Source organism: Sporomusa intestinalis, from assembly GCF_055383785.1.
In genome coordinates this window covers 42,224-55,341 of record NZ_AP042390.1, presented here as the reverse complement: position 1 = coordinate 55,341, position 13,118 = coordinate 42,224, and the positions used below count along the sequence as shown (strand labels likewise).

At 44.8% G+C, this 13,118-nt stretch carries 19 protein-coding genes; 9 read left to right on the top strand and 10 right to left on the bottom strand.

Features of this window, described 5'->3' with window-relative positions:
• Positions 1-235: 235 nt before the first annotated feature.
• Positions 236-802, top strand: a complete 567-nt coding sequence (locus ACZ481_RS00310) for a GH25 family lysozyme (protein ID WP_464768232.1) — start codon at positions 236-238, stop codon at positions 800-802.
• Between the two features lie 46 nt (positions 803-848).
• Here ACZ481_RS00310 and ACZ481_RS00305 read toward each other — a convergent pair whose 3' ends face one another.
• Positions 849-1,184 (bottom strand): YddF family protein, encoded by a 336-nt coding sequence (locus ACZ481_RS00305; protein WP_464768231.1) that lies wholly within the window; start codon positions 1,182-1,184, stop codon positions 849-851.
• A gap of 240 nt (positions 1,185-1,424) precedes the next feature.
• Here ACZ481_RS00305 and ACZ481_RS00300 point away from each other — a divergent pair, with 240 nt between their 5' ends.
• Complete coding sequence (locus tag ACZ481_RS00300) at positions 1,425-1,628, top strand: hypothetical protein (protein WP_464768230.1); 204 nt, start codon at positions 1,425-1,427, stop codon at positions 1,626-1,628.
• Between the two features lie 888 nt (positions 1,629-2,516).
• Here the strand turns inward: ACZ481_RS00300 and ACZ481_RS00295 are convergent.
• The 4 genes from ACZ481_RS00295 to ACZ481_RS00280 form a co-directional block, all read right to left on the bottom strand.
• Positions 2,517-2,795: a hypothetical protein gene (locus ACZ481_RS00295; protein WP_144352351.1), complete on the bottom strand. Its 279-nt coding sequence runs from the start codon at positions 2,793-2,795 to the stop codon at positions 2,517-2,519.
• The gene (locus tag ACZ481_RS00290) at positions 2,788-3,114 is read right to left on the bottom strand and encodes a hypothetical protein (protein WP_464768229.1); all 327 of its coding nucleotides are present in this window, start codon (positions 3,112-3,114) and stop codon (positions 2,788-2,790) included. Before ACZ481_RS00290 ends, ACZ481_RS00295 begins: the two co-directional genes overlap by 8 nt.
• 154 nt (positions 3,115-3,268) lie before the next feature.
• Positions 3,269-3,403, bottom strand: coding sequence for a hypothetical protein (locus tag ACZ481_RS00285; protein ID WP_464768228.1), 135 nt, complete (start codon positions 3,401-3,403; stop codon positions 3,269-3,271).
• 60 nt (positions 3,404-3,463) lie between these two features.
• Positions 3,464-3,814, bottom strand: coding sequence for an ASCH domain-containing protein (locus tag ACZ481_RS00280; protein WP_464768227.1), 351 nt, complete (start codon positions 3,812-3,814; stop codon positions 3,464-3,466).
• A gap of 294 nt (positions 3,815-4,108) precedes the next feature.
• Here ACZ481_RS00280 and ACZ481_RS00275 point away from each other — a divergent pair, with 294 nt between their 5' ends.
• A complete protein-coding gene (locus ACZ481_RS00275; protein WP_464768226.1) occupies positions 4,109-5,845 on the top strand; it encodes a SulP family inorganic anion transporter in 1,737 nt (578 codons plus the stop codon).
• A 45-nt stretch (positions 5,846-5,890) separates the two neighbouring features.
• Positions 5,891-6,097 carry a hypothetical protein gene (locus ACZ481_RS00270; RefSeq protein ID WP_464768225.1) on the top strand — a complete coding sequence of 69 codons (207 nt, stop codon included), beginning with the start codon at positions 5,891-5,893 and terminating at the stop codon, positions 6,095-6,097.
• Between the two features lie 31 nt (positions 6,098-6,128).
• On the opposite strand, the gene ACZ481_RS00265 is transcribed toward ACZ481_RS00270, so the two are convergent.
• The 4 genes from ACZ481_RS00265 to ACZ481_RS00250 form a co-directional block, all read right to left on the bottom strand.
• Positions 6,129-6,365 (bottom strand): hypothetical protein, encoded by a 237-nt coding sequence (locus ACZ481_RS00265; protein ID WP_464768224.1) that lies wholly within the window; start codon positions 6,363-6,365, stop codon positions 6,129-6,131.
• A gap of 155 nt (positions 6,366-6,520) precedes the next feature.
• Positions 6,521-6,664 (bottom strand): hypothetical protein, encoded by a 144-nt coding sequence (locus ACZ481_RS00260; protein WP_464768223.1) that lies wholly within the window; start codon positions 6,662-6,664, stop codon positions 6,521-6,523.
• 108 nt (positions 6,665-6,772) lie between these two features.
• Positions 6,773-6,895, bottom strand: a complete 123-nt coding sequence (locus tag ACZ481_RS00255) for a hypothetical protein (protein ID WP_464768222.1) — start codon at positions 6,893-6,895, stop codon at positions 6,773-6,775.
• A 39-nt stretch (positions 6,896-6,934) separates the two neighbouring features.
• Entirely contained in the window at positions 6,935-7,081 is a 147-nt protein-coding gene (locus ACZ481_RS00250; protein WP_464768221.1) for a hypothetical protein, read from the bottom strand.
• A 160-nt stretch (positions 7,082-7,241) separates the two neighbouring features.
• Here ACZ481_RS00250 and ACZ481_RS00245 point away from each other — a divergent pair, with 160 nt between their 5' ends.
• Both ACZ481_RS00245 and ACZ481_RS00240 read left to right on the top strand, forming a co-directional pair.
• Positions 7,242-7,439 (top strand): hypothetical protein, encoded by a 198-nt coding sequence (locus tag ACZ481_RS00245; RefSeq protein WP_464768220.1) that lies wholly within the window; start codon positions 7,242-7,244, stop codon positions 7,437-7,439.
• A 193-nt stretch (positions 7,440-7,632) separates the two neighbouring features.
• Entirely contained in the window at positions 7,633-7,860 is a 228-nt protein-coding gene (locus tag ACZ481_RS00240) for a hypothetical protein (protein ID WP_464768219.1), read from the top strand.
• Positions 7,861-7,908: 48 nt separating this feature from the next.
• Here the strand turns inward: ACZ481_RS00240 and ACZ481_RS00235 are convergent, their stop codons facing one another.
• Positions 7,909-8,064 carry a hypothetical protein gene (locus ACZ481_RS00235; protein ID WP_464768218.1) on the bottom strand — a complete coding sequence of 52 codons (156 nt, stop codon included), beginning with the start codon at positions 8,062-8,064 and terminating at the stop codon, positions 7,909-7,911.
• 387 nt (positions 8,065-8,451) lie between these two features.
• On the opposite strand from ACZ481_RS00235, the gene ACZ481_RS00230 reads away from it, so the two are divergent.
• From ACZ481_RS00230 to trmB, 3 genes are all read left to right on the top strand, one after another.
• Positions 8,452-10,248, top strand: coding sequence for a heme NO-binding domain-containing protein (locus ACZ481_RS00230; protein ID WP_464768217.1), 1,797 nt, complete (start codon positions 8,452-8,454; stop codon positions 10,246-10,248).
• Between the two features lie 227 nt (positions 10,249-10,475).
• Positions 10,476-12,389: a sigma-54-dependent Fis family transcriptional regulator gene (locus tag ACZ481_RS00225; RefSeq protein ID WP_464768216.1), complete on the top strand. Its 1,914-nt coding sequence runs from the start codon at positions 10,476-10,478 to the stop codon at positions 12,387-12,389.
• Between the two features lie 12 nt (positions 12,390-12,401).
• Entirely contained in the window at positions 12,402-13,049 is a 648-nt protein-coding gene (trmB, locus tag ACZ481_RS00220) for a tRNA (guanosine(46)-N7)-methyltransferase TrmB (RefSeq protein ID WP_464768215.1), read from the top strand.
• Positions 13,050-13,118 lie beyond the last annotated feature (69 nt).

The window sequence follows — 13,118 nt, the reverse complement described above, 5'->3', positions numbered from 1 at the left end:
ACCTGAATTGATTACGACGCACCCTGGTTTTAGGGCAATGGCAATTAGTGCGTAGGGTCGCGAACAGCCTTTAGTGCTGTACTGCAAGCCGGCTGCCGCAGCTATGCAAGTTTCAGGTGGCTGGTATTTTTATAAGCATCATGGCCCTATCCGGCGTATAACTATAATAGAGACTCATAGCGATGAGGGATACAAAGTCTTGACCCGTTATACGGGCAAAGCTGGGAGGGTTACAATGATAAAAGGCATCGATGTATCTTACCATAATGGTGCAATCGACTGGCAGGGGGTAGCGGCTGCCGGGATTGAGTTTGCGATTGTTCGCAGTTCATATGGCCTGCAATCACAAGATAAGATGTTTACTCAAAACGCCGCCGGTGCAAAAGCGGCCGGCCTGAAAGTAGGGGCCTACCACTATTCTTATGCTCTGCGTGTTGAAGATGCTATTGAGGAAGCAGCCAACTGCCGGGAAGTTATTGGCAGTTGCGGTGTACTGTTGGAAATGCCGGTGTTTTTCGACATGGAGGACGCAGACGGATACAAAGAGCGTAATGGTTTTTCTTTTGACCCGGCGGAGATAACAGCCATATGTAAAGCATTTATTGATAATATTGGCCTTGACTGCGGCATTTACGCCTCCTATTGGTGGCTTGAGAATTACATTGACTGGCGTAGTATTGGTTGCGCCGTCTGGAATGCCCAATGGGGCCGGAATGACAGTATTAAAGGCTATATGTGGCAGTACACAGACTGTCTGGAGATCGGCGGCAAATACTTTGACGGAAATATCTGCTATATATAAAATAGTCCGTAGTTGGCAGAAAAAACTGCCACCTTGGCGGTAGCGGTCAGGAATGCCTTGCTAGCAGCTGAAATTGGTACCCAAATGCCTCAATTTCATCACGGGAGAGGATGATTCCCTCAGGGGGGCGGCTGTTAAGCTTAAACACCAGTGCCTGCTGGCCGGCTTGCTGGCGGAAGTTAATCCGATTCATAACTACATTTGTGCCTAAAAGGTCGGTAAGTATTTCTGCAGTTGCTTGGTGTCCTACTGCGGAAATAATACCGGGTGCGCCCTGAATCAGCTTTTTGGCTGCTTCTAAACTGATCGTATAACAGGAATATTCTCCGTCTGCAGTAATAATAGCACCGTTCAGGATCGCAATGGGATATCTGTTTTCCATTGTAATGGCCCCTTTGTCTTGTTAATTAATTATTTTATCTAATTATACCACACCTGTTAATAAGGTGCAGTCGTATATAGCACGCCAAACTTCCTGCCTGCCCGGTTATTAATTCTGTTTTGCAGTATTGTCAGCACCCTCGGTAAGTGAGTTAAGTTACTGTATTCAAGGTAAGCCATATGGTACCAGCAAAATAGTAAGTGCATATAATAAAGTAACATAATATCAAGGAGGTATGAAATGGGTAAGATAATTGAACTAATCCGCGCTGACGAATCAGGGGTATATGCATTGCCGGAAGGGTTGTCCTTTGACGCTGTGGATGTTATCTTGATTAATGGTAATCCTGTGGCTGAAGGCCGGTATGCTATTGTAGCTAATAATACGGCTGTAGATATTTTCGACGCACAAGATGATTCTGTTATAACAGTGATACTGGCATAAGAATAAGCGCCGTCCAGCGATGGGCGGCGCTTTAAGCGGGTAGGAGATCATCCATATCTAATTTAACGAGAACCAAGAAAATAATTTTTCCACAACTTCGGATCAGCAACAGCTATGATGACATTGGCCAGGCTGAAATAGAACCTGCAGCCAGAGCAGGGCGTTTATGGGATTTATAAACATCCGTCCGCTTTTTAGTTATATAACCCATAGTGATCTAAGAGCGACTTAAGCTTTTCTATTGGGACAGATTCACCACTTTCCTCATCATAGATACCTATTAGTGTCTTTAGAGAATGCAAAAATAAGCGTACGTTTTCCTCATCATTGTCCATGTAATTAAAATCCCCCTTCAGGCAAGATACTGCACATTAAGTTGTAATTTATTATTTATATTATATATATATTCAAAAATAATGGTTCAGTGAGTACACCTGCAAAATGTGGCACCGATAAAGTCAGCTATGATTAAGCCAAAATATTTTCAATATTGTGAAATAATTAGCTTTATGCGGAAGGCGGTGACAATTTTTAACATGGCTGACTTCCATACTCCCGTCTTTTTACTGTGCCATACTTTTCTAATAAAATTATAAAAATAGGCAGTTATAATTCAGATATAAATATATTAAAATTATAGAAAGGCACCGCTTTTCTATTTATATAAAATATCCCTATTATAAACAACTTGATGCCCGGGGCCGGAATGCTTCTGGGTAATTTTTTTGTAAGGACTGTCTTTCTGCCGGTTAGTAAAGCTGTGAGTTCAGACTGTAGTTTTTCCAGCGCGGAAAGCAGGAAACCCCGCCTAAAAACTGTTGTTTTAAGCGGGATTCCTGCTTGTTCGCATGTCGTTTTGCAATGGGCTAATGGATAGGATAAATATAGCTAGCAGTAATCGCAATCAGGGCAATTTTCGCGGTCTGAAATACCAAAGGAAGTTAATAGTGAAAGGTTAACTGTAACAAAGTTTAATTGGAAACATTCTTCCGAACCAGGGAGGACAACAGCAACATCTGTTAGGGTTGCCAAACAGTCGTCAATATCCATCAGTCGGCCACAGGTGAATTGAAAGCCACCCCATGTTCTAATATTTACACCGGCTTGCCCCTGGTAGAAACATAACTGGCTGATAAATGAACCTTTGCTGCGGTCTTCTTCAGTCATTTATTTCTCCTCCTCCCGCAATGTCGATATCGCCAAAGGGAAACGTATTTGCATTCACAGATTTAGCGACAATAGTACACAGGTCAATTAGGGTAAAGTCCTCCAAATAGGCTAAACCATTAGGGGGAATAACAACAACATTCTGTTGTCCTCCAGCGGGGGCTAACCTAGCAAAACGTCCGTCCTCAACACGCTGAAGCAGGCCATAATAAGTGGTGCCATCAGATAAGAATATAACCATATTGAGCCCGATTTCATTGCATAATTCATGAACCATGCTGCGAGTGCCGCTTATAGACGTAAACCCAAATCCATCCATAATAGTCCTCCTTAAATATTTTTGGGGTTATGATACATTCTATGATTAAGGCGCTGGATGTGTGTACATAAGAACGTACTATTAAATTATCCTCATGCCAGCAAAGAAAAACCTGCCTAAGTGAACCGTAGGCAGGTCTGGATACTTTATGCAGTTAAGTGTCGCTAATGCGTTTGTTTTGTTGCTTTATTCTTAGATTCTTGACTGCCTGTTTATCAATAAAAAACTGGGAACTTTTTGCTGCTGTCTTCATATTTTTATAGCTGGTCTTAGCAGAAATTTTACCCATGTATTCACCTCCGTGTGTATAGTATTCCCCGCACCTGGTTGCTAATAATCTATGCGCGTCCTATTCTCTCACTATTTCGGTAAAGTGAATTACAGTAACAGTATCGTCGATATGAATCTGTTTTTCGTATATTTCTTCAAAGGTGCGGATTAGTTCCTCCACAGTCGAGATAGCCGGGTTTTGATGAATCAGTTCCTGGGTCGTTAAATCGCATAATTTTTTCGTATGAGCCTTGTCGATCATTGCTTCATATAATTTCCTTTTGGGGCCGTATTTGTTGCCAAATGTAATCCAGACAATAGAATTTTGAGAATACATATCCCTTATATCCCCTAAACGAATAGTAGCGCTTTTTTGCCGGGCTATTAACAATTTTTCATTATGAGGCGATATAAAATTAAGTGCAAACATAAAACCCCTCCTCATTTTTCCGGTTTTAAACGATACCAATACTTACCCATTCTTTATCAGTGCCCAGAGTCCTGCCAACCGGGATTAAAAACAATTCTGCTAGTAATTTTGAAGTTTCATTCAAAAATAGCCCTTGCGTATTTATTTCGTTGCCTGAGTTGGCTATTGCCTGCTAACACCGGAAAACGAGGTTTATTCCACCTCAATCTACTAATATGACAGCTGGTGAAATTTACATAATATAAACAAAGGTTTATAATTAATTTGTTACACTTTTGTAGAAGGGAATATTACATGCTACGTCCTCTAAAAGTACCACTAAAACGCTACTGTTCCAGGCATTTTCAAAAAGATTTAATGGCGGGGCTTACGGTCGGTGTCATCTCGCTGCCGCTGGCAATGGCTTTTGCGATTGCTGCCGGGGTAAAGCCCGAATATGGGATCTACACAACAATTATTGCTGCCGTACTGGCTTCCCTGTTTGGCGGGAGCCGCTATCAGGTTACAGGGCCAACAGGCGCATTTATACCTATATTGCTTTCTATTGTACTGGTCCATGGGTACGAAAATCTATTGCTTGCCGGCCTGCTGGCAGGCATAATTTTAATTATTATGGGCCTGCTAAAAATGGGTACGCTCATAAAGTTTATCCCCCGGCCGGTTACTGTCGGGTTTACGGCCGGGATTGCGATTAATATTTTTACAGGCCAAATCGCAAATTTCCTTGGTTTGACAGGGATACAAGGCCATGAAGGCTTTATTGACAGCATACGGGAGATTCTGCTTCATCTTGACACACTTAATCCGTATAGTATCGTAACGGCGATTGTCTGCCTGGCTTTTATCTTACTAACCCCGCGCTTTCTGCCCAGAGTTCCTGGTTCGCTTGTTGGCTTATTAGCCTCAACGGCCCTGGCAACGCTTATGTATCCGGGGCAGGTAACTACGATTGCGACCGCCTTCGGGGGGATTCCGGGCGGGCTGCCGCATTTTGCGCTGCCTGCTATTACTGTTGATAGGCTGGAACAGCTTGCCCGGCCGGCCTTTACTATCGCAATGCTGGGGGCGATTGAATCCTTGCTTTCGGCTGTTGTGGCCGACGGCATGACCGGAACACGTCATAATAGCAACAGGGAGTTGATTGGGCAGGGGATTGCCAACATAGTAACACCACTGTTTGGCGGTATCCCGGCTACCGGCGCTATTGCCCGGACTGCCACCAATATTAAGAGCGGGGCAGTCACCCGCTATTCGGTTGTAATATCGGCCTTGTTCGTATTGGCGATCCTCCTTGTCCTGGCCCCTTACGCCGGGAATATTCCCCTGGCCAGCATGGCGCCGGTACTGATGCTGGTCGCTTATAATATGAGTGAACATCATGCTTTTTGGGCTATTTTAAAAACCAGGTCTAATAGTACCAGTGTGCTTGTAGTTACTTTTCTGCTTACGGTGCTGGCAAATCTGACAGTAGCCGTCGAGGTGGGACTATTGCTCGCTATGGTGATCTTTGTGAAAAGAATGAGCGATATTCTGGTTGTGACTAAAGTGCTGCCTAATCCGGAAAACCATTTAACTAAGGTAGCGGCCCAGTCACGGATGGATACCCATGATTGCCCTCAGATCAGCATTTTCAGTATTGAAGGCCCGCTTTTCTTCGGTGCAGCCCAGATGTTCTCCCAGAGCATTATGGATACTATTCAGTATAGTCCCAGCATTGTTATTCTTCGTCTTAGTAAGGTACCTTTTATCGATCTGACGGGTGAGGACCATCTGCGTACTATTGTGGAGAGCTTGCAAAAACGCGGGATCATGGTGCTGATTTCCGGTCTTAATGAGCAACCGGAAAAAATTTTGCAGATGACCGGACTTGCTGAAAGAATTGGCAAAGAGCGGTTTTTTGTGCATACGGAACACGCAATTACTTATGCTTTGCGGCATGCCGACACCAATTGCTGCCTGCGGTGCCGTGAACGGATTTTTGAAGGTTGCGATGTTAAAACTGAGGCTCGGGAAACTGAGGCTTCGGCTTAGCGGCCGCGGCTTGTTTTCCCGAATAAAAAGAAAGGGGGCTAAGGTATGTGCGGAATGAATTGGTACCGGGAACAAATGGCGTTGGCTGAGGACGATGTAAAACGGCTGAGCCAGTTGCTGGCGATGATGGAGGATCGGTATAAATTGTCCCAATTATCTCCCGCTGAGTTAGAAAAAGTCAATCCGGAAATTATTAGTGTTTATCAAGAAATTATTTCCCGGAAAAGTTTGCTGCTGAAAAAATCCCTGTAGGGCTGATGCCTGCAGGGATTTTTTACTAGTATTATTGTAAAGAATCCTCAAATCCTTCTTCCATGGCCTTGCGGTAAGATGCTTCATTGGCAGTTGCTGTAGAGCTTATCGAGGAATTGATTTCGGCGCGGGACAGACTGTTGTCACCGGCATTGTCACTAAACTTATCTGTTTCGTTTTCAGGTGCATCGTCGCTATAGCCGGTGGTGGCCAAAATTAATTCGGCATCGGTTACACTGGAAAACATGCCCGGAATAAGTTTTTTCATCCAATCCCTCCTTTGGTTAAAGCTTATTTATAGTTTCTCCAAAGTTTCAGTTTCAATGAAATACTGGCAGCAGGATATATAAGGATTGGCCGGGTACAATGATTTGTAAAATAATAATAGAGCGGCTCCAGCCGCTCTATTATTACAAAAGGGGGTTATTGGGAAGATTTGGTGTTGGTAAGAGATTCTTGTTTTTGAAGGGTATCGCTAGCAGCCGGAGCTTGCTGAGCTGTGGTCTTATCAGCGGCGGATTGGCCCTGCTTGGCACTTGTACCGCCTGGTAGATCCTTAAAGCCCATTCCACTCACCTCCAATTTCAGTATTCCCAATTTTGGATAAATATACCACCATTAAAATAAATTTTTAAAAAATAAAACAGGGTGGAGCAAGGTCCACCCTGATCTATATTATTTGCAATTTTTTTCCTGCTTTTTGTTTTCTTTGGCATCCGGGCAAATTTCTTTGCCGAACTCTACGTTAGCTTTGCTGCTTTGGCAGTTTTTATTACACAGCTCTTGTTTTTTAGACATAATATCACCTCCTCCTGTGAAAAATGGGGGGAGGGGTTTTTAGTCTTCAGTCATTTCGTGAATCATGAATTTGGCAGCCTGGTAAATAACTGCGCCGACAGCCACCGCTTTAAGCACCGAGGCTACATCCATATCCATGTCCATATCCATGCCGAGCATCGACCTGCGTTTCTTTTTGTGAAACATATTTACCACCTCCTCATTCGATAGTTTAACCAAGGGATAAACGCGCAACTCACAGTAAGAATTGGATGAAAAACCAATAAAAAAGCCGGAAATTTAAGAATATAAATGAATGGTACGATAACAAGGACAAGAGGCATTACTTAGATAAGGGGGCGGTTATATGATACCCAAAATTATAGCTGGGCAGCGTTCTGAATTAAATAACCGCAGCCAGCGTGATACCCACGACAGTGGCCTCAAGCAAGCACAATATGATGCTGGCTTTAAGGAAGTGTTTTCCCAGGAAATAGCAGGCGCAGGTAACGCAGGTGAAGCCAAAGCCCCTAATTTTATTTTCCTCCCTCATAACCGCACCTGATAAATATTGGTAGTTTTTACTGTTTATGAGTGAACTGGATTTATTTGGGACATGATATAAGTGTATCCCAATAATGTTTAGACAGAAGCTTAGCGATTCTCCTGCTATGGGGCTGACTCGCGTGATCATTCTGCCCGGCAACCTTTGTTGGATACTGAATAACTACAATTCAATTATAATGGTGATGCGCAGTATGAAAATTAAAACAGGCCTGGAAATTGTTAGAGCCCATCAAGAATATGTCGATAAAATTAATGAGCTGGATGCGGCAGTGCATCGGCTTGAGGAGTTTGGCTATACGAAAATAGTATTGAAGGAAGAGCTCATTAAATTAACAGGTGAGTTGCAGGCGTTGGAAAGTACACGTTTTCAGGCACTGGAACCGGTGATTATCACAACCTCATTGCTTGGCGGCCGTTAGTTGGAAATAAAAAATCCACCCAGTGTTGGCGTGGATTTTTTGTTTTAGTTACAGCTCATCGGCGCAGACTGTTTCCGTTCCCTCCACGCATTTGAATTCAGTACAATTTTCACCGCTGCTGATGTGGTCAAAGTATTCATTGGTGCCTTTTAGATTTTTCCCATTCCAAAAACTGTAAATGCTGGTATTTTCATTATTGGCCAACAATATCACCTCCTATTTAGGTTGTGCTGTTAGTTTAACCCGAAGCAGGCGGCAGCATAATAAAAGTTCTGCAAAAAATCGAGGTAGGGCTTACCTTTTGCTGGCATCTAAATTTAAGTAATAAGGCTCCGTATAATTGCAATATTTCAGAGTTGGTAATTTAGGTGAATTGACCAGGAATTGATCTCAGCTTCGCTCTGGGTGCTGTGCCTGGTTTTTGATACATTGATGGGCTGCGTGGCTGGCTTTTGCTTCAACAGGGAAAAAAGGGCAAAGAAGATAAATAATAGAGGGATTTTTGGCTGAAGCGAGAATACAGAGTAGTAATATTATGGAATGCTTCTCATCAGCAAAAAAAGCAATTTTTATAATACGGAGTGGTGATTTATGAAGGGAACGGTAGTTGGCACCTGGGTCAATACGGCCCGGAAAATCTGGGGTGATGCCTTAACCACTGACGCAATGAGGCATGTTGGCTGGCCGCCTGATAAAATGTTTATGCCGACAGAAGAGGTTGATGATGCTAAACCGAAAGCATTTGTTGCCTATCTAGCTGAGCGGACAGGTAAAAGCCAGGATGAAGTCTGGCTTGCTATCGGCAAGGATAATGTGCTGACATTTGCTGAGTCTTACCCGGCTTTTTTCCGGCAGGAGAGCCTGTATTCCTTCCTGCGATCCATGTATGATGTTCATGTAGTTATGGTAAAACGGATACCCGGTGCCAAGCCGCCAGAGCTTTTGATTACTCCGGTGTCAGAATATGAGGCGGTTTTGAGTTATCGTTCCCACCGGGGTATGTTTGGCTATATGAAAGGCCTACTGGCTGGAGCTGCTGATTATTTTAAAGAAGAGATCCAGACTGAGGTAATGGAGTCTGCTTCCGAGCAGCTCAAACTGGTTATTACCTTCCCCAAGCCGATCACCCATACTATTGTTTACCGGTTTAATAAATTGCTGGCTTTTGGCATGATTAAGAGTATTCCAGCTAAAATCGGGATCGTTGTTACTGTGTTTTCACTACTGGCAGATGGATTATTGGCGGCAGTAAATGTACCTGTACCATTATGGACAGCCCTTGTACACGGTGCGGTGGCCGGTGCGGCAGCCGCGCTGCTGCTTAAACCGTTCGCAGCAGTACGGGAGGCGATAGCCGGCATTCACGATCGAAAGTACTTTACGGAGCTTACACTGGAATCCAGTGATGAGTTTGAAGAAATCATGCAAATGCTGGCCCGCTATAAGCAACGGGTTAAGAGTGAGTTTATTGGCTTTAAAGGGATTACGGATGAAATGAACAAGTATGGCGATGACTTTAACTCTTTGGCCGGGCGGATGAAGGAAACCTCAGACGAAATATCAGGGGTAGTACATGATGTCGCTACTGCTGCTACTAATCAGGCTATGGAAACCGCAAGTGCTGTAGGTATTCTGAATGGCAATCTGGAAACACTGAGTACGGTGGTAACTGAACAAAGCCGGAATAAAGAGCAGTTAGAGGCAGCGGTAGAGGAAATAAATAAAGGTTTTGCAGAAGTGCAGGCTTCAACAGCCAAGTTAGAGCATAGCCTTGATAAGTTCTCCGAAGTAAAACGCTCCGCCGAGCACCTGCAGGCACAAGCAACAAAAATTAATGAAATTACCGGCATGGTGGCGGCCATTGCCGGACAAACAAACCTGCTGGCGCTTAATGCCGCCATTGAGGCGGCCCGGGCTGGCGAGCAGGGGCGCGGTTTTGCGGTTGTAGCTGAAGAAGTCCGGAAGTTGGCTGAACAGTCGCACCATCACTCTGAAAGCATCTCTAACGATTTAAAGGTGTTAATGAATATTATTGACCACGTTGTGCAAATGATTGAGGCGGAATTCGATATCCTTGCTTCTGAAAGCAGGCAGTTGAATGCTGTTGTGACAGGCAGTGCTGAAAACGTCGGCTATATTGATACTGTAGCGGTTAATATTGTTGATATGATCACGAAACTGGAACGGGAGATGACAGGGCTTAATCAGGTATATAGTAAGATTGAATCGCTGGCGGCTATTTCTGAAGAAAACTCAGCTGCCAGTGAGGAGGTCAGTGCCTCGGTGCATGTGTATAACGAAAAGCTGCAGGATATGATGGGGAAAATTACCGAGTTTAAGACTGTTATTCAGCACTTCAGCGAAGACCTCAACACTTACCGTACGTAAACCACAGCTGGCATCAGGCGGGGATAAAACCCCGCCTTACGTTTGTTTTGTTTATTACGCCCAGATTGTTGTTATAAAAATGTGTTTAAGTGGTTTAAGATGGAAAGAATAGAATGGAAATGTCACATTTATGTGATATTATTTTAGATGAAGTCCAATAATAAAGGTACTTTTGTCATTGTCAGTTTTTTATTGGACATTAATAAGCCATATATTGGAGGTATATAATGATTCGTGAACGTCGCAATAAAGCAAAACTTGAACTATATTACAATAAATTTATTAACGACGGTATTGTCGACCCTAACGTCCATCCCTGGATCGGGGAGTCCTGGCAGCGCAGCCAAGACCTGGGGGTGGGACGCGATGTATTCCATCTTACTATTAAGCTGTCAAGAGAGGAACTGAGCAAACGCCGTGAACGGTATACTACGGCCATTAACTTCCTGGATGGCTTATATGATGAGATTAAAGAGCATTTTACCAGCTATAACCTAAGTATGTTACTAATGGATCAGGACCTGTACGTCCTGAAAAATTATGCCATGCCATTTTATCAGAAAACTGCCGGTGAGCTTGAGGGGGCCCGCATGCAGGAAGAGGATATTGGCACATCGAGTATTGGTATTGCCTTCCGCAGCAAGGTTCCGTTTCTCATGTTTGGCCCTGAAATGTGGATTAAAGACTGCCAGAATGGCGACGCCTGCTCTGCCCCCATCATTGTAGATAATCAAGTGAAATTTGTTATTACAGTGGTTTCTATCCAGCAGGAGGAACTGCCGTATAGCGCAATGGTGGCCATGGTGCTCAGCATTAAGTATGCGATGGAACAGCATTTGGCCATGGTAGCCAGTTTAAATGCCAAGAATACTATTTTAGATGCGGTACCGCTTGCTGTATATCACATTTGGCCCGGTGGTGAGGTAGCATATGCCAATAAGCTTGGTAACAGCCGGCTGCTGGGCATTGTGCCACCCGGGACAGAAGATAAAAATGAAGGACCAAACCTGAGCGATGTTCTTTTAAACTACCGGCACACCCCCATTTATAAAGGGTTTTTGGGGGTTCCTTCCTATAATCGGGAGGTCACTTGGATAACCCCCCGCAAAACTTATGAGGATATCACTACTGTGGTGCCACTTGCCGGCGATGACGGTGAGGTAGAGAGCATTGTGGCAGTTTCCTTGCCTATTGAAGATTTGCGTACCCTGGTTGCCCATACGGCCGGTTACACGGCCCGCTACAGTTTGTCCAGCATGGTCGGCGACAGCCAGGTATTTACTACGATGAAGGATAAGGCCAGCCGTACGGCTAGAAATGACTATCACTTTTTACTGCAAGGTGAATCCGGGACCGGTAAGCAGCGGTTAGCGCACGGGATTCACCAGGCCAGTTCCCGGGCCGCCGGCCCTTTGATTGCTGTAAAATGCGGTGATATGCCGCCGGAAATCCTGGAAGTGGAATTATTCGGACGGGGCGGGAACGAGGCTGAGGGCCGTCCGGGCAAATTAGAATTGGCCAGCGGGGGCACTCTGTTTCTCGATGAGATTGAGAAGCTTTCTGCAGTTTTGCAGGACAAGCTGGCAGAGACCCTCAAAGAAGGAAGATTATCACGGTCCGGGGAAAGTGTGCAGCGGCCTATTGATGTCAGGGTTATCGCCGCTTGTGATACTGATCTTAAACGCTTGGTCGAAAAAGGCGTGTTTTTTGCGGGGTTATACGAACTTATTTCCCGGTCTGTCGTACGGGTTCCGCCATTAAGGATGCGGCGGGATGATGTACCTGGCTTGGCCGCACACATTATCGAGGAGCTGGCGGCTCTGCATGGATTGCCTGTCAAGCAGTTGGCGCCTGAGGTTGCCGAGGTGATTATGGGTTATGACTGGCCTGGCAATATAAAACAACTGCAGGGAGTAATCGAGCAGGCTTTTTTCCGGACAACAGGGGATACCATTTCCGCTAATGAGATTACCATGCCTGGCGAGCAGCGCTTAAGCAAAGCCTGGAAGGAAGATAAAGAAGCCTTTGTTGAAGCCTGGAAAGCTGCCGGGGGCAATATTAGCCGGCTGGCTAATATGCTTGATGTCAGCCGGGTTACACTGTATCGCTATTTAAAAAAGTACGGCTTGGATAAGGAATAAGGAGGAGCACGTTTGCGACTGAGAAAGAAACCCTGGGTTGCCGAGGCGTTAACCGCATTCCCGGATATCGTTTTGCAAACTCCCGGTGAAAGACTTAAGGGTAACTGGGCGGCCTTGTTTGGCAATTCTTTGCCGCTCCATGCCGAACTGGGGACCGGCAGAGGCAATTTTATTACCGGCATGGCCGAGCGGTATCAGAATATAATTAATTTTATTGGTATTGAGGCGCAAAGGGATGTCTTATATGATGCTGCCCGCAAGACCCGGGAAAAAGAATTAGAGAATGTACGTCTCCTGGTGTTTAATGTGAATGATCTGCTGACTGTTTTTGCACCAGGAGAAATTGACCGGCTGTATATTAATTTCTGCGACCCCTGGCCCAAAAACCGTCACGCCAAACGCCGCCTCACCCATGCCGGTTTTTTGGAAAAATACCGTATTGTCTTAAAGCCCGGCGGACAGGTATGGTTTAAAACCGATAACAGGCCGCTGTTCGATTTTTCCTTGGAGCAGTTTAGCCAGTTTGGGGTTGCACTTGATCAAATAACCTATGATCTTCATAATAGTGGTTTTGCCGAAAATATTATGACCGAGTACGAAGCCCGGTTCAGCTTGCTCGGGCTGCCTATTTGCCGCTGTATCGCTACTTTTAAGGACTGATACAGACACTAACTGAACACATTACAGCCATACGCGGCATACAATACACTAAAATCCGTTTTGTTGGGA